Source organism: Streptomyces sp. NBC_01454 (assembly GCF_036227565.1).
GTDB lineage: Bacteria > Actinomycetota > Actinomycetes > Streptomycetales > Streptomycetaceae > Streptomyces.
The window spans coordinates 6,424,445-6,448,908 of record NZ_CP109460.1 but is presented as its reverse complement, the minus strand read 5'-3'; the positions used below and the strand labels follow the sequence as shown (position 1 = coordinate 6,448,908).

Genomic DNA, 24,464 nt, shown 5'->3' with positions numbered 1-24,464 from the left:
TGGACGTACCCGCCGTACGCTACGCCGGTGCTACGGAACGCCTGCCCCTGGGAGCGCCGGGGCCGGCCGGGGTGCGGGCTGCCGGTCCGCGCCGATGAGCTTCCGCAACACCCCCTCGGCCAGGGCGTACTGGGCCGCGGCATAGGTGAACATGATCCAGAACTGGGGCAGCGGCAGCTGCGGCCAGTGAGCGATGCCACTGGCGATGAGGGTGTCGGAGAGCAGGAAGAGCAGCCCGCCGAGCGCGGCCCACGGCCCCGCCCGCAGCGCCCCGAACGCCATCGCGGTGAGCAGCAGGCTGTAGCCGGCGACCGGGATCCGCAGCGCGGCCGGGAGGTCGGGCCACAGCAGCACGACGGTGACGGCCAGCACGGCGCCGTACCCGGCGGCGAGCGCGGGTGTGCGGCCGGGCCGGCCGCCGCCGGGCGGGGTCCCGTGCCGGACGAACAGCAGCAGGTAGCAGACGTGCCCGGCGGCGAAGGAGCCCATGCCCACCAGGAAGGCGAGGTCCCCGCCGATCTGGAGGAAGGTGTCGCCGCCGCAGCCGAACAGCAGGGCACCGGCGAGCAGCGGCGGGCCGCCGCGGGCCAGCGCGTAGCCGGTGAGCACCGGCATCAGCGCGGGCTTGGTGAGCTGTGCGACGGCCGTCACGCCCCCGAGCAGCGCGCCGAGGTGCACCAGGGCCAGCGCGAGAAAGATCCACAGCAGGGGCCCCGCGGCCCGCGGCCAACGTGCCCTCACGCGGCGGACTCCTCGACGGAGGCGCGCGCCTGCGGGGAGGGGCCCGCGGCCGGTGCGCCCGCGGCGGCCCGCTCGGCCGGCTGCCAGCCCGGTCCGCAGAAGACGCGTCCGGCGCGCTCGCGCCAGCTGTCCGCGGCGCGCAGGTCGCGGGCGATGGCGGCGTACTCGTGGGTGGCCACCCGCAGCGGGTTGAAGCTCTCGACGTTCTTGGTGAGTCCGTACACCGGCCGCTCGGTCTCGGCGACGAACGAGCCGAACATCCGGTCCCAGATGATCAGGATCCCGCCGTAGTTGCGGTCCAGGTAGCCGCCCTGCGAGGCGTGGTGGACGCGGTGGTGGGAGGGGGTGTTGAGCACGAACTCGACGGGCCGGGGCAGTTTGCCGACCCGCTCGGTGTGCACCCAGAACTGGTAGACGAGGTTGGCCCCGGAGGTGAAGGCGATCGCGGCCGGATGCACGCCGAGGGCGATCATCGGGACGTAGAAGGGCCAGACGGTCCAGGTCGTCCAGGGCTGCCGCAGGGCGGTGGTGAGGTTGAACTTCTTGCTGGAGTGGTGGACCACGTGGCAGGCCCACAGGATGCGGATGACGTGGTGACCGCGGTGCGACCAGTAGTAGAAGAAGTCCTGGGCGAGCAGCATCAGCGGCAGCGTCCACCACAGCACGGGTATCCGCAGCGGGGTGAGCTCGTAGACCGCGGCGTAGATCGCCACGATGGGGAACTTCCACAGCGCGTCGAAGACCAGGCTGCCCAGGCCCATACCGATGCTGGTGGCGGCGTCCTTGGCCTCATAGCCCGCCGCCTCCTCGTCGGGATGCAGGCGGTAGCTCACCATCTCGATCACGGCGAGCAGGACGAAGGCCGGGATGGACCACAACAGGACATCGGGCAGGTGCGGCATGCCCCGCACCATAAAGGCGTGGACGGCGGTGCCGCTAGAGGTTGTTACCGAGAAGTATGTAAGACGCATCGTCAGCTGTGGTGCGACGGTGTCCTCCCCCACGCCTCCACGACGGCCCGAATCGAGGTCCGATGACCGGCACCCCCACCCCCACCCTCGCCGTGCTCGGCGGCGGCTTCTCCGACGACCCCGACACCCTCCTCGACGACTTCGTCCTGGGCGCCTCGGGGCGGGCGCGGCCGCGGATCTGCTTTCTGCCCACCGCGAGCGGCGATGCGCCCGGATATGTCGAGAGGTTCCACACGGCGTTCGGCGCACGGGACTGCGAGCCGAGCCATCTGGAGCTGTTCCGTCGCACCGTGGGCGATCTGCGGGCCTTCGTCCTGGCCCAGGACATCGTCTACGTCGGGGGCGGCAACACCGCCACCATGCTCGCCGTCTGGCGGGCGCACGGCCTGGACTCCGTCCTGCGCGAGGCCGGGGAGTCGGGGGTGCTGCTGTGCGGCATCAGTGCCGGGGCGTGCTGCTGGTTCGAGAGCGCGCTCTCCGACTCCTTCGGCCCGCCGGCGCCGCTCGCCGACGGGCTGGGGCTGCTGCCGGGCAGCCTGTGCCCGCACTACGACAGCGAGCCCGGGCGCCGTCCCGGCTATCTGGCGGCCGTGGGCGGCGGTGCGCTGCCCGGCGGCTGGGCGGTCGACGACGGTGCCGCCGCGCTGTTCACCGGCGGCCGCCCGGTGGAGGTGGTCACCCGGAAACCCGGCGCCACCCTCCACCGGGTGACCGCCGGCCCGGACGGTGCGGTGCGGGAGGTGGCGCAGGCGGCGCGGGTGCTGGGGGCTCAGGGCGGGGCGTGGGCCTGACCCCGGGGCGCCGTCACCACACCCGTACCGACCCGCCCGGTGCGAACGCCGGGCTGGTGGCGTCCTCGGGGACCTTGTCCAGGGGCGCGGCGATCTCGGCGACGGCCGGGCCGACGCGGGCGGCGAGCGGGGCGAGAAAGTCGAGGTCGAAGCCGTAGACACGGGCCGCGTTGGCGCCGAGCAGGGCGGCGACCTCGTCGTACGGCAGACCGGCGTAGGCGAGGCGCAGGGCCTCGCGGGTGTAGGGGTGGGTGCCTTCGTCATGGGGGTAGTCGCTGCCCCACATGATCTTGTCGAGGCCGATCCGGTGACGGAGCGGGACCTCGTGCGGGCGCATGAAGCTGGCGCCGACGAAGCAGTGCTCGCGCCACAGCTCCGCCGGGGTGCCGCCCATGGCCTCGGCCAGGCCGGCGCCGAACTTGGCCTCGGCGGTGGCGGCCCGGGAAGCGGCCAGCCGGCCGTGGTAGTAGTCCAGCATGTCCAGGACGCCGGGGATCCAGCCGGAGCCCTGTTCGGTGAGGACGAGGCGGAGGCCGGGGTGGCGGCGGAAGGCCCCGCCGAAGATCAGGTGCCACAGCGCGCGGTGGGAGAACCAGGTCGTCTCGACCATGAACACGGCGCGGGCCGCGGGTTCGTCGCCGAGCGGCGGGGAGGCGGAGCCACCGTGGTGGTTGACGGGGACCTCCAGTTCCGCGCAGACCGCCCAGAGCGGGTCGTAGATCTCGGAGTGGAGTTCGGGCAGGCCGGATCCGGGCGGGGTCCCGGGGAGCAGGATGCCGCCGGTGAGACCGGCCTCCTTGGTGCGGCGGACCTCCCGTACGGCCTCGTCGACATCGTGGAGGAGGATCTGGGCGACGCCCGCCCGCCGGCCGGGAGCCCGGTCGCAGAAGTCGGCGAGCCAGCGGTTGTGGGCGCGCAGGCCCGCCCAGCGCAGCGCGCGGTCCTCACCGGTGGGCGGCGGGGCCACCAGGGACGCGGAGGGGAAGAACGGCGGGATGGTGTTGGGGAAGACGACCTCGGCGACGATGCCGTCGGCCTCGAGTTCGGCCAGCCGGCGCTCGGAGTTCCAGTTGCGGTCGGCGCTGTCGGCCAGCAGGTCCTCGTACGGATTGACGTAGGCCGCCGCCCAGGCGTCGAAGTCCTCGTGGTGCCGGGAGGCCAGATACGGCCGGTAGTCGAGGAGGTCGGCGCCGGCGTGGCAGTCGGCGGAGATGACGGTGTGGCGCCGCGCGGTCATCGGTCGGCCCCCAGTACCGGGAAGTCGTGGTCCGTCAGCCAGTGGCGGCCCGCCTCGCGCGAGCGGGCCCACGAGGCCTCGACCGCCGGCTGGTCGGCCGACTGGCCGAGTCCGGCCGGCGTGGGGCCGATGCGGCGGGCCAGCGGGGCCAGGGCGGCGGTGTCGAAGCCGAAGGCCTCGGCGGCGGACAGGCCGAGCATCCGCCGGGTCTCGGCCACCGGGATGTCGTGGAAGGTCTTCGTCAGCCAGCCGCGGGTGTCGGGCCAGGTTCCCTCGGGGTGCGGGAAGTCGCTGCCCCACAGGATGTTGTCGACGCCGATCTCGTAGCGCTGGGCGAGCTCGCGGCGCTTGGTGTTGGTGGCGCAGACGAAGACCTGCCGGTCGAGGTATTCGTGCGGCGGGCGCGTGAGGGCGGCGAACGGGGTGAGCTTCTTGCCGCCGTGGGCGCCCAGGTAGAGGCGGTCCATGAACCACAGGAGGTTGGGGAGCCACCAGCAGCCGGATTCGGCGATGCCGAACCGCAGGCCCGGGTGGCGTTCGAAGACGCCGGACCACAGCAGGAACCACAGCGGGCGGGCCGGCCACCAGGTCACCTCGGAGACGAAGATCCCCAGGTGGTCCCCGTACTCGTGGCGGGGCGAGGACCCGGAGTGGGTCAGCACCGGCATCGCGCACTCGGCGGCCGCCGCCCACACCGGGTCGTACCGGCGGTCGTGGTAGGGCGCATGGGCGCCCCACATGGCGGGGATCATCAGCGCGCCGAGCCCGGACTCCCGGGCGCGGTGGATCTCCTCGACGACGGCGCCGGTCTCGGCCGTGACCGGCAACAGGGCGACGCCGCAGTGCCGTTCGGGGTGTGCGGAGACGAAGTCGGCGAGCCAGCGGTTGTGCGCCCGGGCGCCCGCCATGCCCAGCTCCGGGTCCTGGTCGCCGGAGAGGCCCAGGCCCACGCCGAACGGGGCGGCCGTCCCGCTGTCGACGGCGTCCGCGTCCGGGAAGACGACCTCCGCCGCCACCCCGTCGCCGTCGAGCTCCTTGATCCGCTGCGCGGGGTCCCAGCCGCCGCGCAGGCCCTCCTCGTGGTCGCGGAACCAGCGCTCGGCGAAGGCGTCGTTGCGGATGCCCAGGCGGGTGGCCTCCGCGCGGCGGGCGTCGCGCTGCCCGAGGAACTCGTCGAAGGCGCGGTGGAAGCGGGCGTCGAGATAGGGGCGGTACTCCTCGGTGGGGAGTCCGGCGTGGCAGTCGGAGGAGATGATCAGGTACGGCTCGTCCGGATCCTGCCGTGCGCCGGGCCGGTGCGCGGGGCCGCCGGCCTGCTCGGGGCCCCGGCGCTGCCCGGGGAGCCGGCCCTGCGCGGGGAACTGCCGGTCCTGGGAACCCTGCGGGTCCGTCATGGCGGATCCTCCCTCAGTCGTCCGGGTCGAGGATGAAGTGCTCCAGATACGCCGGGGCGGAGCGGTCCAGCATCGAGGCGGACCGCGCCCTGATCTGCGCGTCGGTGTGCGCGGCGGGCGGCAGCAGCCAGAAGCGGCCGGCGCGGACGCCGTCCACGACCTGCTCCGCGACGTCCTCCAGGGGCGTGAAGGCGATCTCGCGTCCGGCTTCCTTCATCGCCGCCTCCCACTGCGCCAGGCTGCGGTACGGGGTGCGGCGCGGCCGGGTCTTGGCGTAGCGCTCGGGCCGGTTGCGGTGCGACTCCCACAGGCCGGTGCGCAGCATGTGCGGGCCGGGGAAGAGCACCGAGGCGCCGATGGGGGCGCGTTCGGCCGTCAGATGGGCGTACAGCGACTCGGTCATGGTCACCACGGCCGCCTTGGTGACGGCGTAGACGGACGCGGTGGGCATCGGCGCGATGCCGCCGTCGGTCGAGGAGGTGTTGACGACATGACCGGCTTCCCCGCCCGCCAGCATCCGGGGCACGAAGCACTGCACGCCGTGGAAGACGCCCCAGATGTTCACCGCGAACGCCCATTCCCAGTCGCGGGGGTCGTGCTCCCACATCCGTCCCTCGGCGCCGGAGCCCACCCCCGCGTTGTTGCACAGCAGATGGACCGCGCCGAAGGTGTCGTACGCGGCGTCGGCGAGCGCCTCGACCTCGTCACGGACTCCGACGTCCACGGTGTGCGCCAGCACCCGGGCGCCCTGCGCGGCCAGCTCGTCGGCGGCGGCGCGCAGCGGCTCACGCGCCACGTCCGCGAGGACGACGCTCAGTCCCTCCGCGGCGAAGCGGCGCGCCATGGCCAGACCGATCCCGCTCGCGGCGCCGGTGACGACCGCGACCTGCCCTGCCCGCAGTTCCATCAGGCGCTCCCCTCGGGCGGGCCGTCGAGGAGCTGCTGCGGATCGTCGTAGCGCTGGTGGACGTACGGCAGCAGGTCCCGGGCGCTGACCCGCTCGACGACCCGGCCCCGCTGGTCGCTGGTCTTCTCGCCGAGGGTGAGCTCGACGAGGGTGCGGACGGGGAGGTCGGCGACGGGGTCGTACCGCGACTCCCGGAGGACGATCTCGCCGGTGATCTTCTCCAGGGTGCGGACCTTCTCGTGGCGCAGGCAGTGCACCAGCACCGGGTCGGCGTCGAACCCCGAACCGTCCACGGCGGGCAGGAACTTGAAGTAGAAGTCGGTCTTCCGGACCGGCTCCGGGACCGGCAGCGGGCCGCTCACCTCGCCGCGCACCTCGACGAAGGCGATGCCGTGCCGGGCGAGCGCGGCGCGCACCGCCGGGCCGTCGCGCTCGACGGTGACCTCGCCCAGCTTCTTGGGTTCGCCGAAGACCTCACGGCCGCCGGTCAGGGCCCGCTCGTGGGTCATCGGCATGACGAGCGGATACCAGCCCTCGGTGCCGCGGTGCGCGGCCGCGACGGCGACCGAGCCCGCGCCCAGGGGGTAGCCGGGCAGCTCGACCCGGCTGATGGTGGCCCGGACCAGCGGTCGTCCGGTGGGGACGAGCGGTGGCGGCAGAACGGCCGCGACCGCCTCCGGGTCGCTCTCCCAGACGGCGACCACGCCGGTGGACCAGATGTCGGGAAGCCGGGAGCCGGCGGTGCGCGCCGCGGTGATCTCCGCCTCGGTGCGCGCTCCGTACCGTATGCGTGCCATGTGCTACCACCCTTCGCCGTCGTAACTTACGGGGGTCGTGCCAGGCGCCTGTAACACTGTTACACCGTGGCGCGTGAAGGGTAAAGAGCCGGGGAGGGGAGGGAGTTGGGGCATGGGGGGGTGTAGGGGACTGGCGGCCGGACGGGGTGCCGGGGGCGGCCCGGGAACTCTCGGGGCGGGTTGAGGTAGTTCAGGGGCTCATCGGGGACAGTTCAGGGCCGACTCAGGGGTGGCTCGGGGACGGCCTGGCGAGGGGTGCGGGAAGAGTGAGGAGTGGGGCCGTGACACGCAGCGCGCTGACCGGCGAGGAGGTGCTGACGGCCGCCGCCCGGCTGGTGCGGGCGCACGGCCCCGCGGCGCTGACCATGCGCCGGCTCGCCACGGAGCTCGGCACCGCCGTCACCTCCATCTACTGGCACGTCGGCAACCGCGAGTCGCTGCTGGACGCGCTCGTGGAGCACACCGTCCGGGAGATGGGCGAGATCCACCCCACGGGACGCACACCGCACGCCCGCGTCATCTCGGTCGCCCGCGCGCTGTACACGGCGCTGCGCGAGCGCCCGCAGCTCATCGCGATGGTGCACGAACGCGGCCTGACGGAGCGGATGTTCCTGCCCGCGCAGCAGGCACTGGTCCATGAGATGCACGCCGCCGGACTGAGCGGTGAGACGGCCGCCGAGGCGGTGCGGGCCGTCCAGTTCCAGGTCGTCGGCTTCGTCCTGGTCGAGCGCAACCGGGAGCGGTCGCCGCAGCAGCACCCGAGCGAGGGCGAACTGTGGGACTCCCCCGCCGCCGGACACGATCCGGCGCTGGCCCGTGCGCTGGCCGGCCCGGTCGACACGGAGCGGCTGTTCCACGTCGCACTGGAGGCTCTGGTGCGATCGCTGCTCCGCCCCGGAGGGGACGCTTGACGGGGTGACGGTGCCGTCTGAGTGACACTCACCTCTGGGCGGATGCAGGCCCGGGCGGATCCAGGTCTGGCGGATGCAGGCCCGGGTGACGCTCGTCCTGGCCCGCTCGCCAGTGACTGGGCAGGCAGTGTGGCGGCTCGCCGTAACCGCTGTCGGGCGGACCGTGCAGTTGCCCGGCTGTTTGTGCGGTTTCTTCCGTGTATCCCTGTAGGTGCGGATTTCCGCGAGCTCTTGACGTGCGGTGGGGTTTTCCCCGGACCCCTTCTGATGCGGTGGTTTTTTCCCCGCCGCCCACCCCCCTTCGGGGGGTGGGCGGGTGAGGAGAGCAGGCTCAGGTTCGGGGGCAGGCGAGGAGAGCAGGCTCAGGTTCGGGGGCAGGCGAGGAGAGCAGGCTCAGGTTCGGGAGCAGGCGAGGAGAGCAGGTTCGGGGGCAGGTGAGGAGAGCAGGCCCAGGTTCGGGAGCAGGCGAGGAGAGCAGGTTCGGGGGCAGGTGAGGAGAGCAAGCTCAGGCCTCCCCTCGCGCAGGACCCCGGAGAGGCAGCCGGTCAGAATCCCGGGAGCGCAAGCCGCCGAAGCGCAGCCGGCCGGCTGTCCGGGTCGCCCCTCCCTCAGCCCCCTCCCTCAGCCCCCTCCCCAGCCCCCTCCCCGGCTCCCCGTCAACTCGCTCCCCCGTCCGGGAATTGCGGCGGTGTCGGGCGAGCGGTGGGGCGGTGCGGGTGACGGCGGTTCGGTGGCTGTCAGTGTCGGCCCGTATCCTCAGTGACCATGCTCGAAGACCGCATGGCAGCAGCCGACCCGATCGCGCCGAAGATCGGGCAGCAGCCGGGCCCGCAGACGCCGCCGGCTCCCTGGCCGTCCGCGTATCCCCAGGGGTACGCGGTGGTCGACGTGGAGACCACGGGCCTGGCCCGTGACGACCGGATCATCTCCGCCGCCGTGTACCAACTCGACGCCCAGGGCGAGGTCCAGGACCACTGGTACACGCTCGTCAACCCGCAGCGGGATCCGGGGCCGGTCTGGATCCACGGTCTGACCACCTCCGTGCTCGCCGACGCCCCGCTCTTCCCGGACATCGTCCCGGAGCTCTCCAAGCGGCTCGAGGACCGGGTGCTGGTCGCCCACAACGCCATGTTCGACTGGTCGATGATCGCCCGCGAGTACGCCCGCGCCGCGGCGACCGCGCCGGTGCGCCAGCGGCTGTGCACCATCGCCCTGTCCAAGGAGCTGCGGCTGCCGCTGCCCAACCACAAGCTGGAGTCGCTCGCCTCCCATTACGGCGTGGTGCAGGAGCGCGCCCACCATGCGCTGGACGACGCCCGGGTGCTGGCCGAGGCGTTCCGTCCCAGTCTGCGGCGGGCCGCGCGGGAGAATCTGCGGCTGCCGCTGCTGACCTGCCAGCCGCTGACGGAATGGTCGGACACCCCCGCACCCCGGCAGCACCCCACCGCCACGTCGTACCGCCCCACGACCTGGCGGCCGTCCCGTAAGCGCCCGGCGTGCCCCTACCCCAACCCGGGGCGCTATGAGGCGGGCGGCCGGCTCGTCCAGGGGATGCGGGTCGCCTTCTCCGGCGACACCTCCGTGGACCGCGAGCTGCTGGAGGACCGGGCGATCGAGGCCGGGCTGCATGTCGCCACGAGCGTGTCCCGGCTGACCAGCCTGCTGGTGACCAACGATCCCGATGCCCGGACCTCCAAGACCGCCAAGGCCGCCTCGTTCGGCACGGTCGTGATCGACGAGGCGGCCTTCATGCAGCTGCTCCAGGACGTGGCACCGGCGCCTGCGTCCGGGTGAAGCCCGGTCAACACACCCGCCGCCACCTCGCCCCGCGCGGGTGACGCCCGCACCCTGTGGCGCATGGCACGTTGTGAGGTCTGCGGAAACGAATACGGCATGACGTTCGAGGTGCACGCGCAGGGCGCGGTGCATGTCTTCGACTGTTTCGCCTGCGCCATCCACCGCATGGCGCCGATCTGTGAGCACTGCCGATGCCAGATCATCGGCCAGGGCGTCGAGGCCGACCAGAAGTGGTACTGCGGTGCCCACTGCGCCCGCTCCGACGGGAGGGTGGGCATCGTCGACCGGGTCTGAGCCGGTGTGCCGGCGGGCGTGAGCCGGCGGGGCCGCCCGTCGCATCCGGCCGGCCCACCGGACCGGAGCACGAGGACCCCGGCGAGACCCGGCGAGCGCCCGGCCGGCCCCGGCAGGACTCACCAGGCCCGACGGGACCCGCCGCCCGGGGGCCACGGCGCCCCAGGTACCGTCGGAGCCGTGTACCGCTTCCTGTTGTCCCGGCAGTGGGTGATCGTCACCCTCGTGGCTCTTCTGCTGATCCCCGTCATGATCAAGCTGGGCTTCTGGCAGCTCCACCGCCACCAGCACAAGGTGGCGCAGAACCAGCTCATCGCGAGCAGCCTGGCGGCCCGCCCGGTCCCGGTCACCGAGCTGACCTCGCCCGGCCGGACCCTCCCCCGGCACGACATGTGGCGCACGGTCACCGCCACCGGCACCTTCGACACCGCGCACGAGGTCGTGGTCCGCCAGCGCACCGCCGCCGACGAGCAGAGCATCGGCTACTACGTGCTCAGCCCGCTGGTGCTGGGCGACGGCCGGGCCGTGCTGGTCAACCGCGGCTGGATCTCGGCGGGCAATGACCTCACCAGGTTCCCGGACGTCCCGGCCGCCCCCAAGGGCAAGGTCACCGTGACCGGCCGGATGATGGCCGACGAGACCACCGCGTACAGCGGGATCAAGGACACCAAGGGCCTGCCCCCTCGCCAGATCATGCTGATCAACAGCAAGGAGCAGGCGAAGCGGATCGGCCGGCCGACGCTCGGCGGCTACATCGAGCAGACCGGGCCCCAGCCGGCCGGCGGCACTCCGGAGCTGGTCCCCGAGCCGGACCACGACTCCATCGGCCCGCACATGGCGTACGCGGTCCAGTGGTGGCTGTTCGCGGCGGCGGTGCCGGTCGGCTGGACCATCCTCGTCCGCCGGGAGCGTCAGGACCGCGCGGAGGCCGCGGCCAAGGAGGCCCGGGAGGCCGCGGAGCCCCGCGAGACCGGCGAGGACGGGAACGGCGAGGACGGCCGGACCGAGGACTCCGACGAGCCCACCGAAGCCGCCGAGACCGCCGAGACCCCTGAAACCGCCCCCACCGGCGAAGAACCCGCCCCCGCCCGCGGGTAGCCCGGACAGCCGCCCCACCGCGTAGCGCGGGCGCCGGGCGGGAAGGTCCGAGGCGTGCATCCACATATCGAGGACTACGCGCTCATCGGCGATCTGCAGACCGCCGCCCTCGTCGGCCGCGACGGCTCCATCGACTGGCTGTGCCTGCCCCGCTTCGACTCCGGGGCCTGCTTCGCGGCGCTCCTCGGCGGCAAGGACAACGGCCACTGGCGGGTGGCCCCCCGGTCCGAGGAGGCGCGCGCACAGCGCTCCTACCGCGGTGATTCGCTGATCCTCGACACGGTGTGGGAGACCCCCACCGGCAGCGTCCGGGTCATCGACTTCATGCCGCAGCGCGACCGTGCGCCCGATGTCGTACGGATCGTGGAGGGCCTGCGCGGCAGCGTCGAGATGCGCAGCGAACTGCGGCTGCGCTTCGACTACGGGCGGGTGGTGCCCTGGGTGCGGGCCACGGAGGGCTGCCGGTTCGCGGTGGCGGGACCGGACTCCGTATGGCTGCGCACCCCGCCGCAGAGCAATACGTACGGCAAGGACTTCAGCACCCGCTCGGACCTCACCGTCGCCGAGGGCGAGCGCGCCGCGTTCGTGCTGACCTGGCACCCCTCGCACGAGCCGCGGCCGACCCAGATCGAGCCGTACACGGCGCTCCAGGACACCCTGGACGACTGGCGCGCCTGGTCGGGGCGCTGCCGCTACAACGGGCCCTACCGCGAGGCCGTGATGCGCTCGCTGATCACCCTCAAGGCGCTCACCTACGCGCCGACCGGCGGCATCGTGGCGGCCCCCACCACCTCGCTGCCCGAGGAGCTGGGCGGGGTGCGCAACTGGGACTACCGCTACTGCTGGCTGCGCGACGCCAGCCTCACCCTGAACTCCCTGCTGTCCGCCGGCTACCTGGAGGAGGCCGGAGCCTGGCGGGACTGGCTGTTGCGGGCGGTGGCCGGCGCCCCCGACGATCTGCAGATCATGTACGGGCTGGCCGGTGAGCGGCGGCTGCCGGAGGCCGAGCTGCCGTGGCTGACCGGCTACTGCGACTCCGCCCCGGTACGTATCGGCAACGCCGCCGTCGAACAGCGTCAGCTCGATGTCTACGGCGAGGTGCTCGACTCCTTCCACATCGGGCGGATGGCCGGACTGCCGTCGGAGCCGCACGCCTGGAGCATCCAGCGCGCCCTGACGGAGTATCTGGAGTCCACCTGGCGCGACCCCGACGAGGGGCTGTGGGAGATCCGCGGGCCGCGCCGGCACTTCGTGCACTCCAAGGTCATGGCCTGGGTCGCGGCCGACCGGGCGGTGCGGGCGATCGAGACGAATCCGAAGTTCGGCGGCGACGCCGACCGCTGGCGGGCGATGCGCGAGGACGTCCGCCGTGAGGTGTGCGAGCGCGGTTACGACGCCGAGCGCGGCACCTTCACCCAGTTCTACGGCTCCAAGGAGCTGGACGCCGCGACCCTGCTGATCCCCCGGGTCGGCTTTCTGCCCGGGGACGACCCGCGGGTGCTGAACACCATCGACACGGTGCGCCGGGAGCTGACGCACGACGGTCTGGTCCGCCGCTACAGCACCGAGGGCGGCTCGGTCGACGGGCTGCCGGGCGGCGAGGGCACCTTCCTGGTCTGCTCGTTCTGGCTCGCCGACGCACTCCAGCTGAGCGGCCGGCGCGACGAGGCCCGGGAGATGTTCGAGCGGCTGCTGGACCTGCGCAACGATGTGGGGCTGCTCTCCGAGGAGTACGACCCGGCCGCGGGACGTCAGCTGGGCAACTTCCCGCAGGCATTCAGCCATATCGGCCTGGTGGGGACCGCCTTCGGTCTCCTCGACGGGGAAACGGCAGACTAGGGCCATGGATCTCGGACTCACTGACCGGACGTACCTCCTCACCGGGGCGACCCGCGGTCTCGGCTTCGCCACCGCCCGTGCGCTGGTCGCCGACGGCGCCCACGTGGTCATCACCGGCCGTACCGAGGAGAGCGCGGCCGCGGCCGCCGCCTCGCTCGGCGAGCGTGCCCTGGGGGTGGCGGCCGACAATGCCGACACCGATGCCGCCGACCGCCTGATGGCGACGGCCCGGGCGCACTTCGGCCGGCTGGACGGCGTGCTCATCAGCGTGGGCGGCCCGGCGCCCGGCACCGCCGCCGACAACACCGACGCCCAGTGGCAGTCGGCCTTCGACTCGGTCTTCCTCGGCGCGGTACGGCTGGCCCGGGCGGCCGCCGCCGAGCTGCCCGAGGGCGGGGTGATCGGCATGGTGCTGTCCGGGTCGGTGTACGAGCCGATCAGCGGTCTGACCATCTCCAACGGGCTCCGCCCCGGACTGGCCGGCTTCGCCAAGTCGCTCGCCAACGAGCTGGGACCGCGCGGCATCCGCGTCCTGGGGGTGCTGCCCGGCCGGATCGCCACCGACCGGATGACCCAGCTCGACGCGCTCTCCGGCGACCCGGAGGCCAGCCACGCCCGCAACTGTGCGGCCATCCCGCTGGGCCGCTACGGCACCCCGGAGGAGTTCGGCCGGACCACGGCGTTCCTGCTGTCGCCGGCCGCCTCGTACGTCACCGGTGTGATGGTGCCGGTGGACGGCGGGGCCCGGCACGGATTCTGACGCGCTGCCGGGGGGCCGGCTCCTTCGCCCGGGAGCCCCGGACAGGCCCTAACTGACCCGCTCGGGCCGGTGCTTGACCGCACGCAGCCGGACCTCCGCCGGCAGCTGGTCGAGCCCGGCCGACCGGCGGGCGTGCGCCATCGCGTCGTGGGACAGCCGCCGCAGAACGGTTCCCGGGTCGGCGTGCGGGGTCAGCGCCAGCAGCCCCCTGACCTGGGGTGCGGTCCGGCGGCCGGCCAGCACCACACCGGCCCGGTCGACGCCGTCCAGGGACTCCGTCTCGGCCGCGAGGGCCGCCGCCAGCGCCCGGCCGCGCAGGACCGCGCCCTCGCCGTCACCGCTGTCGACGAGGATCTCCTGCAGCCGGTGGCGCCGCAGCTGGGACAGCAGCCACCACAGCATCAGCAGCACGAAGACGGCCAGGGCGGCGATGACGACCGGCCACCACCAGCCCTGGTGCGTCCAGCGGGTGCGGTCGTCCGCGGGGAGCAGCACCGCGCCGGGCCCGTGCCAGGGCCAGCCGGCGGGCAGGTGGAGATGCCACTTCGCGGGCAGGCCCAGGCCGCCGAACAGCACCGCGGCGCCGGTGCCGAACAGCACGGCACCGGCCAGGCCGAGCAGCACCCGGTTGGTCGTTCTGCGCACCCTGTACATCGTGCACTCACCCCTTCTTCGGGCGCCGGACGCGCACCGTCAGACGCAGCCGGCGCGCCAGCCCCAGCTGCCGCAGCCCCTCACCGAGGGAGACGTCGAGGTCGGCGCGGACCTCCTCCAGCTCGCGGAAGTGCGAGACGGCACGCGCCTTGGCCTTGCGGCGGCCGACCTTCATCCGTACGGACTGGACGCCGGCGACCTCCATGGCCCGGTCGCGCAGCACCAGCGCGGCGGCGGCCCGGTCCAGCCCGGCCCGGACATCCGGCACCGACCGCCGCATCGGCAGCACCTGACGCAGCCCGGGGGTGACGGCCAGCACGAACAGCCAGCTGCCGAGGACCACGGCGAGCGCCGCCGCGCCCAGCACCAAGGGGCTGTCGAGCGGGCGGGTGGCCAGTTCATGGGCGAGGCGCCGCCGCCAGGCCATCGAGGAGTGGTGGGCGCGCACCGCGACCACGTCGTAGAGCAACAGACCGGCGGCGGCCAGCAGCAGCAGCGCGACCACGGCGGCCGGCACCCGGCGGGCCGACCAGAAACGCCCGGTGCGGCCGTCGTCGCCGGTGTCCGTGGTGGCCTCGTCCGGACCGGACCGCGCCGCGCCGTCCGCGCTGTCCGCCGAGTCCGTGGTGTCCGTCGAGTCCGTCGTCTTGTCGAGCGTGGGCAGCCGCCGGGTGTCCGCCGGCCGCGCCTCGTCGTCGCTCATCGCACCCTCCCGCGGTCGGTACGGTCCAGCTGCGGTGAGTGCAGCCGCTCGACCTCCACCGCGACCTCGGGCACCGTCATGTTCGCCAGCGCCTGCACCCGCTCGGTGACATGACGGCGCACCACCCGGCTCTGCGCACCGATGTCGGAGGGGTAGCCCAGCTCCATGGCGATGCGCACCCGTGCCTCGCCGAAATACTGCCGCTCCTCGCGCCGGTGCACGGTCACCGTCGCATGGGCGTCGGTCCGGGCCTGCGGGGACTCACGGCGCAGTGCCTCCCGGGCCGCCTGGGCGGCGATCTTCGCCACCACCCGGTCCGCGAGTCTGGTCGAGCCCCGCTCACCCGCCGCCACGGCGCCGGGCGGGGACACCGTCGTCACCCGGCCTCACCGCCGCCGGTCGTCGCGGTCGCCGCTGCGCGGACGGAAGAAGTCGCCGGCCTCCAGATCCCCGTCGAGGAATCGGCCGACCACGAACCCGATGACGCCCAGCGCCGCCACCAGGACGAAGGCGCCGAAGCCGCCGAAGTATCCGGCGAAGCCCAGCGCCATGCCGGCCAAGAGGCCGGCCACGGCCATGCTCATCGTGCGCTCCTTCGCTGCCACTTCGGACGGGCCCGGCTACTGGAGCCGCGGCTCGGATTCGTCTTCGTCATCCGCCTCGTCGGGGAGCTTGACATCGCTGACCGCGATATTGACCTCGACGACCTCCAGGCCCGTCATCCGCTCCACCGCTGCGATGACGTTCTCCCGCACCGACCGCGCGACATCGGCGATGGCGACGCCGTAGTCGACCACGATCTCCAGATCCACCGCGGTCTGCACCTCGCCGACCTCGGCCTTGACCCCGCGGGTGGCGGTCGCGGAACGGCCGCTGCCGGGCACCCGGTCGCGCACGGCGCCGAGCGTACGGGCCAGGCCGCTGCCCATGGCGTGCACGCCGACGACGTCCCGGGCCGCGAGTCCGGCGATCTTCTCCACGACACCGTCGGCGATGGTGGTCCGCCCGCGGGTGGCGGGGTCGCCGCCGCCCCGTTTGGTCGGGGTCCGGGGTGCCACTTCCTGCTGGCTCTCGCTCATCGCCGTATGTCCCTTTCCGCGGGGAGAAGCGGTCCGCCCGCTCCGCTGCCCACAGTAGGTCCGGTTTGTCCGGAACGCTCCGGGGATGCGGCAGCGGAGTGCTCCCTACGGCGCCGTGTGGCACACCGCCCTGCTGTGGGGGCCGGTCTGCGGCAGTGTGGGGCGTGGTCCGGAAGAGGGTCCGGGACCTGCCGGGAGAAGGGTGACGCGGTGGCCGCGAACCAGTGGGCGCAGGTGGTACGGGCACAGCTCGACATCGGCCGGGTGCTGCCGCTCGGCGGGCCCGCCGACGGCTCGTGGATCACCGAGCAGGCCGCCGCCGGGGTCCTGATCAGGGCCGCCGGGACGCCGGCCGGGGTCCGCCTGGGGGCGCTGCGGCTGTCGGTCGCCGACCCCGCTCGTGCGCCGGAGCCGGCGGTGCCGGCGCCACCGAGCGCACTGCCGCCGGGCCCGCTGCGGATCGAGGCGGATTTCGCCGCGGCCGGCGACCGGCCGCTGCCCACGGTCGCCGACCAGGTACGGGCGGCGCTGCTGGAGGCGTCGGTCCGGGAGCTGGGGCTGGTGGTGGGCGTGGTGGATCTGCGGGTCAGCGGGCTGCTGGACGGGGCCTCCGCAGAGGAGGCGGCCGGGCCGCCGGAGACACCGCCCGCCCCGGCGGAGGGTCCGCCCGCCGCGCCGGTGAAGGAGGGACGGGGCGGTGCGACCCAGGACGGGGTGGCCGGGATCGCCGCGATCGTGCTGGGTGTCGACGGCGTGGCCCATCTGGCGCCCGTGCTCGGCCCGTCGCGCCCGGTGGCCCTCACCGACGGGCATGCGCTGATCCAGCTGGCGACCGCGCCCGGCCACCGGGCGCTGGATGTCGCGGCCGCCGTGCGACGGACGGTGGCGAGCGCCCCGCCCGCGGTGTCGACGGTCGCCGTGCTGGTCACGGCGGTGGAGCAGAGCTGAGAACGGCCGGCCGGGCGCCCTCGGCCGGCCGCGTACCGCGATCCGGCGCCGGGGCGCTACTCCCCCACGCCCGCCAGATCGCGCAGCCGGCGTGCCTGTGCGGCCCGCTCGGCGGTGCGCTGCTCGTCGTACGTACGGCCCGCGGCACCGGCCAGCAGGGCCTTGGTCTCGATCACGGCGTCCCGCGGTGCGGCGGTGAGTGCGGCGGCCAGGTCGGCCACCGCGCCGTCGAGTTCCGCCGCGGGCACCACGAGATGGGCGAGGCCGATCCGCTCGGCCTCCTCGGCATGCACAAAGCGCCCGGTGGCGCAGATCTCCAGCGCCCGGGCGTAGCCCACCAGCCCGACCAGCGGATGGGTGCCGGTCAGGTCCGGCACGAGTCCCAGGCTGGTCTCACGCATCGCGAACTGGACGTCCGGCGCGACCACCCGCAGATCGCAGGCGAGCGCGAGCTGGAAGCCCGCACCGATGGCGTGCCCCTGCACGGCGGCGATGGACACCAGGTCATTGCGCCGCCACCAGGTGAACGCTTCCTGGTACTCGGCGATGGTGGCGTCCAGTGCACTGTCCGTGCCGCGGGCGAGATCGATGAACGACGGCTCGCCGTCGAAGCCTTCGGGCGTGAACGCCTGACGGTCCAGGCCCGCGGAGAAGGACTTGCCCTCACCGCGCAGCACCACGATCCGTACGCTTCCCGGCAGCAGCGAGCCCGCTTCGGCGAGCGCCCGCCACATGGCCGGAGACTGCGCATTGCGCTTGGCCGCGTTGGCGAGGGTCACCGTGGCGATGGCATCGTCCACGGTGAGTCGCACACCGTCCTTGTCGAGCAGAGTCATCAGCGCCTCCGAGTCAGCCAGCCGCACCTGCGTGCGTAAGTGACTGAACGGTAACCTCCCGGCCGGCGGCTTCGCCGACCGGGGGGAGACCGTGGTACTCAAAGGCGTGGCGTCAGGCCGAAGCGGCCTTCTTGCCCCTCGTGGCTCCGCCACGACCGCGCAGGACCACACCGGATTCGCTGAGCATCCGGTGCACGAATCCATAGGAGCGGCCGGTTTCCTCGGCCAGCGCCCGGATGCTCGCACCGGAGTCGTACTTCTTCTTCAGGTCTGCCGCGAGCTTCTCGCGCGCGGCGCCGGTTACCCGGCTGCCCTTCTTCAGAGTCTCGGCCACCCGTGCCTCCTCGTGGGAAGTGCGCTCTGGACTCTCATGATCACCCCTCCCCGGCTTCCTGGCCACCCATTCCGCAAGGTCTCTACGACATCCTTTGCCGTCGGACACCCTGCCGACCGGCCCGGAACCGCTGATTCCGGCTGCCCGGAAGGCCCTCCGCGCCCGGATTTCCCCGAGAAGTGGCAGGTCAGGTGGTATGCGGCCGAAAAGGTGAGGGCCGGGCCCCTGGGGCCCGGCCCTCCGCCGCAGGCTCGCCGGTGTACGAGCCGTTCTCACTCAGATGATGGATCACACATCGGCCGAATGATCCATACGGCATGATCAATCCGCCGCGGTCAGGCCAGCGCGACCAGGTCCGCGTAGTCCTGGCCCCACAGGTCCTCGACGCCGTCGGGCAGCAGGATGATGCGCTCCGGCTCCAGTGCGTCCACCGCGCCCTCGTCGTGCGACACCAGGACCACGGCGCCGGTGAAGGTGTGCAGCGCGCCGAGGATCTCCTCGCGGCTGGCCGGGTCCAGGTTGTTCGTGGGCTCGTCGAGGAGCAGCACGTTGGCGGAGGAGACGACCAGCGTCGCCAGGGCGAGGCGGGTCTTCTCCCCGCCGGAGAGCACCCCGGCGGGCTTGTCGACGTCGTCCCCGGAGAAGAGGAAGGAACCCAGCGTCTTGCGGATGGCGACCAGGTCCATGTCCGGGGCGGCCGAGCGCATGTTCTCCAGGACCGTGCGGTCCGGGTCCAGGGTCTCGTGCTCCTGGGCGTAGTAGCCGAGCTTCAGGCCGTGCCCGGGGCGGACCTCGCCGGTGTCCGGGGTCTCGACGCCGGCCAGCAGCCGCAGCAGGGTGGTCTTGCCGGCACCGTTCAGACCGAGGATGACGACCCGGGAACCCTTGTCGATGGCCAGGTCGACATCGGTGAAGATCTCCAGGGAGCCGTAGGACTTCGACAGGCCCTCGGCGGTGAGCGGGGTCTTGCCGCACGGCGCCGGGTCCGGGAAGCGCAGCTTGGCGACCTTGTCGGAGGCCCGCTTGGCGTCCAGCCCCGCCAGCAGCTTGTCGGCACGCTTGGCCATGTTCTGCGCGGCGACCGTCTTGGTGGCCTTGGCCCGCATCTTGTCGGCCTGCGAGTTCAGCTGCGCGGCCTTCTTCTCGGCGTTGGCGCGCTCACGCTTGCGGCGCTTCTCGTCGGCCTCGCGCTGCTGCTGGTAGAGCTTCCAGCCCATGTTGTAGATGTCGATCTCGGAGCGGTTGGCGTCGAGGTAGAAGACCTTGTTGACGACGGTTTCGACCAGGTCGACATCGTGGGAGATCACGATGAAGCCGCCGCGGTAGGTCTTGAGGTAGTCGCGCAGCCAGACGATCGAGTCGGCGTCGAGGTGGTTGGTCGGCTCGTCGAGCAGCAGGGTGTCGGAGTCCGAGAACAGGATCCGGGCCAGCTCGACGCGGCGGCGCTGACCACCGGAGAGGGTGTGCAGCGGCTGGCCGAGGATGCGGTCGGGCAGTCCGAGGCTGGCGGCGATGGTCGCGGCCTCCGCCTCGGCGGCGTACCCGCCCTTGGTCAGGAACTCCGTCTCCAGGCGCTCGTACTTCTTCATCGCCTTGTCGCGGGTGGCGCCCTTGCCGTTGGCCATCCGGTCCTCGTTCTCCCGCATCTTGCGGAGCACGGAGTCCAGATCACGGGCGGACAGGATGCGGTCGCGGGCGAGCACGTCCAGGTCGCCGGTGCGCGGGTCCTGCGGGAGGTAGCCGACGTCGCCGGAGCGGGTGACCGAGCCGGCGGCGGGGATGCCCTCGCCCGCCAGCACCTTGGTGAGGGTGGTCTTGCCGGCGCCGTTACGGCCGACCAGGCCGATGCGGTCGCCCTTGGCGATGCGGAAGGAGGCGGACTCGATGAGAACGCGGGCGCCGGCGCGCAGCTCGAGGCCGGAGGCGGTGATCACGGGAAAAGCTCCAGGGTCGGAAAGACGGCGGATTGGACGGACGGTCCGAGAGCGAGCTGCGCCGTCTAATGAACCCAAGGGAGAACTGCCATGGGAGGCAGTCTAACGGCCCCGTGCAAGTGGTTTTTCATCCCACGTTTTTGACTTTCCCGCCGTGGTGGTTTCTCGCCGTGTTTCGCCCGCTTCGCGGGGCGCCCGCCGTTGCCTGTCCGCTGCGCTTTGCCTGGGCCCGATTTTGGCTTTCCCGTCGTTGCGCCTCTCCGCTGCGCGGGGCTGGTTCCCGCGTTGTCGTCTGCGGCGTCGTGTGTCGTCTCGTCGTTGCGCCTGCGGCGGGCGGGTCCGCTGCGCGGGGCTGTCGGGTGCGGTGACGGGCCTCCGGGGCCGGTGTGTGGGACTGCTTCGCTTTACGTCCCACACACCGGCCCCTCCGGCCCGCCCCCTCCCGTGGAGGGGGTGGGAAAAGGCCGGTGGGGGTGGATGTGGCTGGTCCGGCGTGCCTGGCAGGTCGTACCGAGACGGCCGACGATGGCCCGCCCCCACTCACCTTCACGTACTCCCCTACGGGAGGGGACGGGCCGGAGGGGCCTGGTGTGTGGACGTAAAGCGAAGCAGTCCACACACCAGGCCCCGGAGGCCCGTCACCGCACCCGACACCCACCCGCCCGCCGCAGGCGCAACGGCGACAAGCCACCACGGCGGGACAGCCAACAACACGGGAATCAGCCCCGCGCAGCGGAAAGGCACAACGACGGGCGCACCGCGCAGCGGGCGACAAACGGCGAACAACCCCCACGGCGGGAAAGCCAAAAACGTGGGAAGTCAAACCCCACCGGTGTGGACTTGGAAGGCCGCGCGCCGTACCGCCTTGGCGAGTGCCGGGTCCGGGTGGGCCGCGGCGAGTGCCACCAGTACCTGGACGGTACGGGGGTGGCCGACGGCGCGGACCTCCTCCAGGAGGCGCGGTACGGAGCCCTGGACCGCCGAATCGAGGTGGCGCACCAGGAGTTGGGTCTCGCCGTGGTCGGCCACCGCCGCCGCGGTGTCGACCCACAGCCAGGTCGACTCCTCGCGGGTGAGCACATCGGGTGCGGTCTCCGGGTCGCCGCCCTCGTGCTCGACCAGCCACAGCAGGGCGTACGGCCGCAGGGCCGGCTCGTCGGCCGCGGTGCGGACGGCGGCCTCGGCCGGTGCGCCCACCGCCCGCAGTGCCTCGAAGGCCAGGCCGCGCAGCAGGGCGTCCTCACCGCGGGCCACGGTCAGCAGCTCCTCGACGGCCGCGCCGACGGAGCGGGCGGCGAGCCAGGCGCGGTATTCGGTGCGGGCCGGTCCGGGGGTGAGCCGGGCGCAGCCGCGCAGCATCGCCTCCGCGGACTGTTCGATATGGCCGGCCGGGCTCTGTGCGGCGACGCAGATCTGCTCCAGTTTGACCCACACCGACCAGTTGCCGAGCGGTGTCAGCTGCGCCTCGGACGCCTCGTGGACGGCCTCGTGGACGCCGTCCGGCGTCCCGCCGGACGGCACCAGCGCGCCGACGATCCGCAGCGCGTCCAGTGCCCAGGCCAGCAGCTCGGCCAGCGACGCCCCCGCGGCGTCGTCGGCCGCGGCGTCGGCGGTGCCGCCGGGGGCGGGCTCCTGGCCGTAGGGGACCTCGCAGCGCTCCGTCCGCAGCTCGGCGACGCGCTGGTCCAGCATGTCCAGCAGCACCGGCAGCTGGACCGGCCCGGCCGACAGATGCAGCAGGGACAGCAACTGGGGCAGTGCTTCGACGACTTCGGCGACCATCGCGGGGCCGGCGGCGGCCGGGGCGGGACGGGCCAGCGACCAGGCGTCGAACAGGGCGACCCAGCCGCGCAGCACGGCGGTGTCGTCGCGGTCCCAGGCACGCAGCCGCCAGCCGGGGCGGGCCAGGCCGTCATGCAGCTCGACGAGCCCGGCGAGCCGGGCCCGGTCCCAGTCGACGCGGACCTGCCGCGGTGTCAGGCGCAGCGCCTCGGCGGCACGTTCCACGGCCGCTTCCGGCAGTGCGCCGTCGGGTCCGGCACGCAGGCTGCCGCCGGTGTTGCCGGCGCTGTCGGCCCACCGGGCGAGGCGGGCCGCGCCGGCCAGCACGGCGCGGGCCTGCCGGGCCAGCTCCGCCGGCGGCGGAGTGCCCTCGGGCGGGCGGGGCGCCGGGCGCTGGGTCCTGGTTGTCACCGCTCGGCGGGCGGCCGCAACCGGTTGACGAGGGACGAGTCGGAGCCGGGAGTCGCGCGGGGTACGGGACGTCACAGGAGCAGTGTTGCCGCTGACGGCCCGAAAGCCCAATCGGAACCCCGCCCACGGCCTTCCGGGACCGTGCCATTGCGCCGCCCCATCCCTGATGAGGGGAGTTGTCCCGCCGTATGCCCGGGCTGCACCGGGGAGCGGGGGCGGGGCTACATGAGAGGGGTGAGGAAGCGTCGCAGGGCCTCTTCGTAGCCCGAGGGGTCGGCGTTCCACATCGCGGCGTGCGGGGCATGCGGAACCGGCTGAAGCGTGATCAGGTCGGCCCGGCGGGCGGCGAAGGAACGGGAGGCCGTCCAGGGGGCGATCCGGTCGTCGGGGCCGTGGAAGAGCAGGGTGGGAATGTCCAGCTCCTCCGGGTCGACGGCGTCGGCGGGCCGGTCCAGGGGCACCCCCGTGGAGCCCTCGGCGGCGCGTACCACCAGCGGCAGCAGGGCGCGCGGGACCCGCCGGGCGGCGGCCAGCGCACGGACCGTGGCGCCCCGGTCCAGGACCGGGGAGTCCAGGACGAGACCGCTGATCCGGTCGCGCAGCGCGGAGCGGGTGGCGGCCCGCAGCGCCATGGTCGCGCCGGTGGACCAGCCGTAGAGGACGACGGCCTGGGCGCCGTAACGGACGGCGTAGCGGATCGCCGCGTCCAGATCGCGCCATTCGGTGTCGCCGAGGTGGTGGATGCCGTCGGCGGTGCGCGGGGCGCCGGGGTCGTTTCGGTAGGCCAGGTCGAGGACGGGCAGCCGGTGGCGGTGCAGGAACGGCATGACCACCATGGGGTGCTCGCGGGTGGTGCCGAGGCCGTGGGCGGTGATCACCCAGGTGTCGCGGACGCCGGGCACGAACCACGCCGGGAGGGCGCCGAGTTCGCCGGGGACGTCGACGTCGGCGTGGTCGAGGCCGAGGGCGTCCCGGGGATTGCCCACGTGCACCTGCGGGGTGAGCCGCATCCGGTTGCCCGGCCGCAGGGTGCCGTGGGTGACCCGCTCCAGGCGGCGGACGACCGCGTCGGCGGGGTGCGGAATGCCGTGGACCACGGAGCCGACCACGGCATGGCAGCCGGTGCCGGTGAGCCCGTAGGTGCCGGGCCGCATGGTCGCCAGGCTGCGGGTGAGGGCGATGCGGCTCTCGGTGGCGGAGTGCACGGTGAGCCGGGAATCGCCCGGGAACGGCTGATCTGGCGACGGTTTCAGGGCAGTGTCGCTGGCGTACCGGCCGACCGCCACGGCGGCCGCCCCGGCACCTATCACGGTGATGGCGGCCGCGGCCGCCGCAGTACCCAGGCGCACCTCACCAGTGTGCGCAGCGCCGCCGGGTGCGGCCACCTGGCGGAGTCGTGCGGGTGAGGGACCGGGGCGGCCGGGGCGGCGGTCAGTCCTTGCCGCGGCCCTGCTGGCCGTAGCCGCGCAGCCGGGCCGCGGCCGCGTCGAGCTGCCCGGCCGACAGCAGGCTCGGGGTGTGGCCCGGCACGGACTGCGCGGTGAGCCAGACGCGGCACATCCACTCCAGCTGGGCGGTGCGGTCCAGGGCCTCGTCCAGGCTGTCGCCGTAGGTCATGGTGCCGTGGTTCTGCAGCAGACAGCCGGTGCGGTCGCGGAGCGCGTCGAGCATGTGGGCGGCGAGCTCGTCGCTGCCGTAGAGGGCGTAGGGGGCGACGCGGACGGGGCCGCCGAGGGCCGCGGTCATGTAGTGGACGGGCGGGAGTTGGGGCACGAGGGTGGAGACGGCGGTGGCGTGCGGGGCGTGGGTGTGGACGACGGCGGCGGCCGTGCTGCTGTGGTAGACCGCCAGGTGCATGGGGAGTTCGCTGGTCGGCCGGAGGGTGCCGATGATCTGGCGCCCCTCCAGGTCGACCGCGGTGAGGTCACCAGGACCGAGCCGGTCGTAGGGCACCCCGCTGGGGGTGACCAGGACCAGGTCCTTCAGGCGGCAGGAGACATTGCCCGAGGTGCCGACGACCAGGCCGTCGGCGACGGTCCGGCGGGCGGTGGTGACCAGGTCGCTCCAGGCTGCGGCGAGGTGGTCGGGGCGGTCCGTCATGGGTCCTCCGGCGGCAGTGCGGCACATACGGAAATGGATGCGGATGCGCGCCACCGTACGAGCGGGCCGGGGCGTCGTACACCGCGGCCCGCCGAACCGGGGTGCGCTCTCCAGGGATACCCGTGCCGCCGTCGTGGAGCGGCCGG

General features: G+C 73.3%; 25 protein-coding genes. 8 read left to right on the top strand and 17 right to left on the bottom strand.

Annotation, left to right across the window (positions count from 1 at the left end):
• Positions 1-30: 30 nt before the first annotated feature.
• Positions 31-741, bottom strand: coding sequence for a lysoplasmalogenase (locus OIU81_RS28510; protein ID WP_329152340.1), 711 nt, complete (start codon positions 739-741; stop codon positions 31-33).
• Positions 738-1,643, bottom strand: a complete 906-nt coding sequence (locus OIU81_RS28505; RefSeq protein ID WP_329152338.1) for a sterol desaturase family protein — start codon at positions 1,641-1,643, stop codon at positions 738-740. Before OIU81_RS28505 ends, OIU81_RS28510 begins: the two co-directional genes overlap by 4 nt.
• 131 nt (positions 1,644-1,774) lie before the next feature.
• Between OIU81_RS28505 and OIU81_RS28500 the strand changes: the two genes are divergently transcribed.
• Positions 1,775-2,503, top strand: coding sequence for a peptidase E (locus OIU81_RS28500; RefSeq protein ID WP_329152336.1), 729 nt, complete (start codon positions 1,775-1,777; stop codon positions 2,501-2,503).
• 13 nt (positions 2,504-2,516) lie between these two features.
• On the opposite strand, the gene OIU81_RS28495 is transcribed toward OIU81_RS28500, so the two are convergent.
• The 4 genes from OIU81_RS28495 to OIU81_RS28480 are packed head-to-tail and all read right to left on the bottom strand — an operon-like array spanning position 2,517 to position 6,838.
• A complete protein-coding gene (locus OIU81_RS28495; RefSeq protein ID WP_329152334.1) occupies positions 2,517-3,740 on the bottom strand; it encodes an amidohydrolase family protein in 1,224 nt (407 codons plus the stop codon).
• The gene (locus OIU81_RS28490; RefSeq protein ID WP_329152333.1) at positions 3,737-5,134 is read right to left on the bottom strand and encodes an amidohydrolase family protein; all 1,398 of its coding nucleotides are present in this window, start codon (positions 5,132-5,134) and stop codon (positions 3,737-3,739) included. The genes OIU81_RS28495 and OIU81_RS28490 overlap by 4 nt, the downstream gene beginning before the upstream one ends.
• Before the next feature lie 13 nt (positions 5,135-5,147).
• On the bottom strand, positions 5,148-6,041 hold the full coding sequence (locus OIU81_RS28485; RefSeq protein ID WP_329152331.1) for an SDR family NAD(P)-dependent oxidoreductase: 894 nt from the start codon (positions 6,039-6,041) through the stop codon (positions 5,148-5,150).
• The gene (locus OIU81_RS28480) at positions 6,041-6,838 is read right to left on the bottom strand and encodes an acetoacetate decarboxylase family protein (RefSeq protein ID WP_329152329.1); all 798 of its coding nucleotides are present in this window, start codon (positions 6,836-6,838) and stop codon (positions 6,041-6,043) included. The genes OIU81_RS28485 and OIU81_RS28480 overlap by 1 nt, the downstream gene beginning before the upstream one ends.
• 281 nt (positions 6,839-7,119) lie before the next feature.
• Here OIU81_RS28480 and OIU81_RS28475 point away from each other — a divergent pair, with 281 nt between their 5' ends.
• The 6 genes from OIU81_RS28475 to OIU81_RS28450 all read left to right on the top strand — a co-directional run bounded on the left by OIU81_RS28475 (position 7,120) and on the right by OIU81_RS28450 (position 13,537).
• A complete protein-coding gene (locus OIU81_RS28475; protein ID WP_329152327.1) occupies positions 7,120-7,749 on the top strand; it encodes a TetR/AcrR family transcriptional regulator in 630 nt (209 codons plus the stop codon).
• A gap of 765 nt (positions 7,750-8,514) precedes the next feature.
• A complete protein-coding gene (locus tag OIU81_RS28470) occupies positions 8,515-9,543 on the top strand; it encodes a DEDDh family exonuclease (protein ID WP_329152326.1) in 1,029 nt (342 codons plus the stop codon).
• A gap of 63 nt (positions 9,544-9,606) precedes the next feature.
• Entirely contained in the window at positions 9,607-9,840 is a 234-nt protein-coding gene (locus tag OIU81_RS28465; RefSeq protein ID WP_006606380.1) for a hypothetical protein, read from the top strand.
• A 180-nt stretch (positions 9,841-10,020) separates the two neighbouring features.
• On the top strand, positions 10,021-10,938 hold the full coding sequence (locus tag OIU81_RS28460) for an SURF1 family cytochrome oxidase biogenesis protein (protein ID WP_329152323.1): 918 nt from the start codon (positions 10,021-10,023) through the stop codon (positions 10,936-10,938).
• Between the two features lie 54 nt (positions 10,939-10,992).
• Positions 10,993-12,777 (top strand): glycoside hydrolase family 15 protein, encoded by a 1,785-nt coding sequence (locus tag OIU81_RS28455; RefSeq protein ID WP_329152321.1) that lies wholly within the window; start codon positions 10,993-10,995, stop codon positions 12,775-12,777.
• A gap of 4 nt (positions 12,778-12,781) precedes the next feature.
• Positions 12,782-13,537 (top strand): SDR family oxidoreductase, encoded by a 756-nt coding sequence (locus OIU81_RS28450; protein WP_329152319.1) that lies wholly within the window; start codon positions 12,782-12,784, stop codon positions 13,535-13,537.
• Positions 13,538-13,585: 48 nt separating this feature from the next.
• On the opposite strand, the gene amaP is transcribed toward OIU81_RS28450, so the two are convergent.
• Genes amaP through OIU81_RS28425 form a run of 5 tightly spaced genes read right to left on the bottom strand, consistent with a single transcriptional unit; the run spans position 13,586 to position 15,973 of the window.
• A complete protein-coding gene (gene amaP, locus OIU81_RS28445) occupies positions 13,586-14,191 on the bottom strand; it encodes an alkaline shock response membrane anchor protein AmaP (RefSeq protein ID WP_329152317.1) in 606 nt (201 codons plus the stop codon).
• Between the two features lie 7 nt (positions 14,192-14,198).
• Entirely contained in the window at positions 14,199-14,894 is a 696-nt protein-coding gene (locus tag OIU81_RS28440; protein ID WP_329152315.1) for a DUF6286 domain-containing protein, read from the bottom strand.
• Complete coding sequence (locus OIU81_RS28435; protein WP_329152313.1) at positions 14,891-15,274, bottom strand: hypothetical protein; 384 nt, start codon at positions 15,272-15,274, stop codon at positions 14,891-14,893. Before OIU81_RS28435 ends, OIU81_RS28440 begins: the two co-directional genes overlap by 4 nt.
• Positions 15,275-15,280: 6 nt before the next feature.
• The gene (locus OIU81_RS28430) at positions 15,281-15,478 is read right to left on the bottom strand and encodes a hypothetical protein (RefSeq protein ID WP_329152311.1); all 198 of its coding nucleotides are present in this window, start codon (positions 15,476-15,478) and stop codon (positions 15,281-15,283) included.
• A gap of 36 nt (positions 15,479-15,514) precedes the next feature.
• Complete coding sequence (locus OIU81_RS28425; protein ID WP_329152309.1) at positions 15,515-15,973, bottom strand: Asp23/Gls24 family envelope stress response protein; 459 nt, start codon at positions 15,971-15,973, stop codon at positions 15,515-15,517.
• Between the two features lie 210 nt (positions 15,974-16,183).
• Between OIU81_RS28425 and OIU81_RS28420 the strand changes: the two genes are divergently transcribed.
• Positions 16,184-16,921 carry a hypothetical protein gene (locus tag OIU81_RS28420; protein WP_329152307.1) on the top strand — a complete coding sequence of 246 codons (738 nt, stop codon included), beginning with the start codon at positions 16,184-16,186 and terminating at the stop codon, positions 16,919-16,921.
• 56 nt (positions 16,922-16,977) lie between these two features.
• On the opposite strand, the gene OIU81_RS28415 is transcribed toward OIU81_RS28420, so the two are convergent.
• The 6 genes from OIU81_RS28415 to OIU81_RS28390 form a co-directional block, all read right to left on the bottom strand.
• Positions 16,978-17,757: an enoyl-CoA hydratase/isomerase family protein gene (locus OIU81_RS28415; protein WP_329152305.1), complete on the bottom strand. Its 780-nt coding sequence runs from the start codon at positions 17,755-17,757 to the stop codon at positions 16,978-16,980.
• Positions 17,758-17,869: 112 nt separating this feature from the next.
• A complete protein-coding gene (locus tag OIU81_RS28410; protein ID WP_006606369.1) occupies positions 17,870-18,091 on the bottom strand; it encodes a helix-turn-helix domain-containing protein in 222 nt (73 codons plus the stop codon).
• A gap of 335 nt (positions 18,092-18,426) precedes the next feature.
• Complete coding sequence (locus OIU81_RS28405; protein ID WP_329152303.1) at positions 18,427-20,025, bottom strand: ABC-F family ATP-binding cassette domain-containing protein; 1,599 nt, start codon at positions 20,023-20,025, stop codon at positions 18,427-18,429.
• Between the two features lie 819 nt (positions 20,026-20,844).
• Positions 20,845-22,293 carry a hypothetical protein gene (locus OIU81_RS28400; protein WP_329152301.1) on the bottom strand — a complete coding sequence of 483 codons (1,449 nt, stop codon included), beginning with the start codon at positions 22,291-22,293 and terminating at the stop codon, positions 20,845-20,847.
• Between the two features lie 146 nt (positions 22,294-22,439).
• Positions 22,440-23,567: an alpha/beta hydrolase gene (locus OIU81_RS28395; protein WP_329152300.1), complete on the bottom strand. Its 1,128-nt coding sequence runs from the start codon at positions 23,565-23,567 to the stop codon at positions 22,440-22,442.
• 82 nt (positions 23,568-23,649) lie between these two features.
• A complete protein-coding gene (locus OIU81_RS28390; protein ID WP_329152299.1) occupies positions 23,650-24,318 on the bottom strand; it encodes a class II aldolase/adducin family protein in 669 nt (222 codons plus the stop codon).
• Between the last annotated feature and the right edge of the window lie 146 nt (positions 24,319-24,464).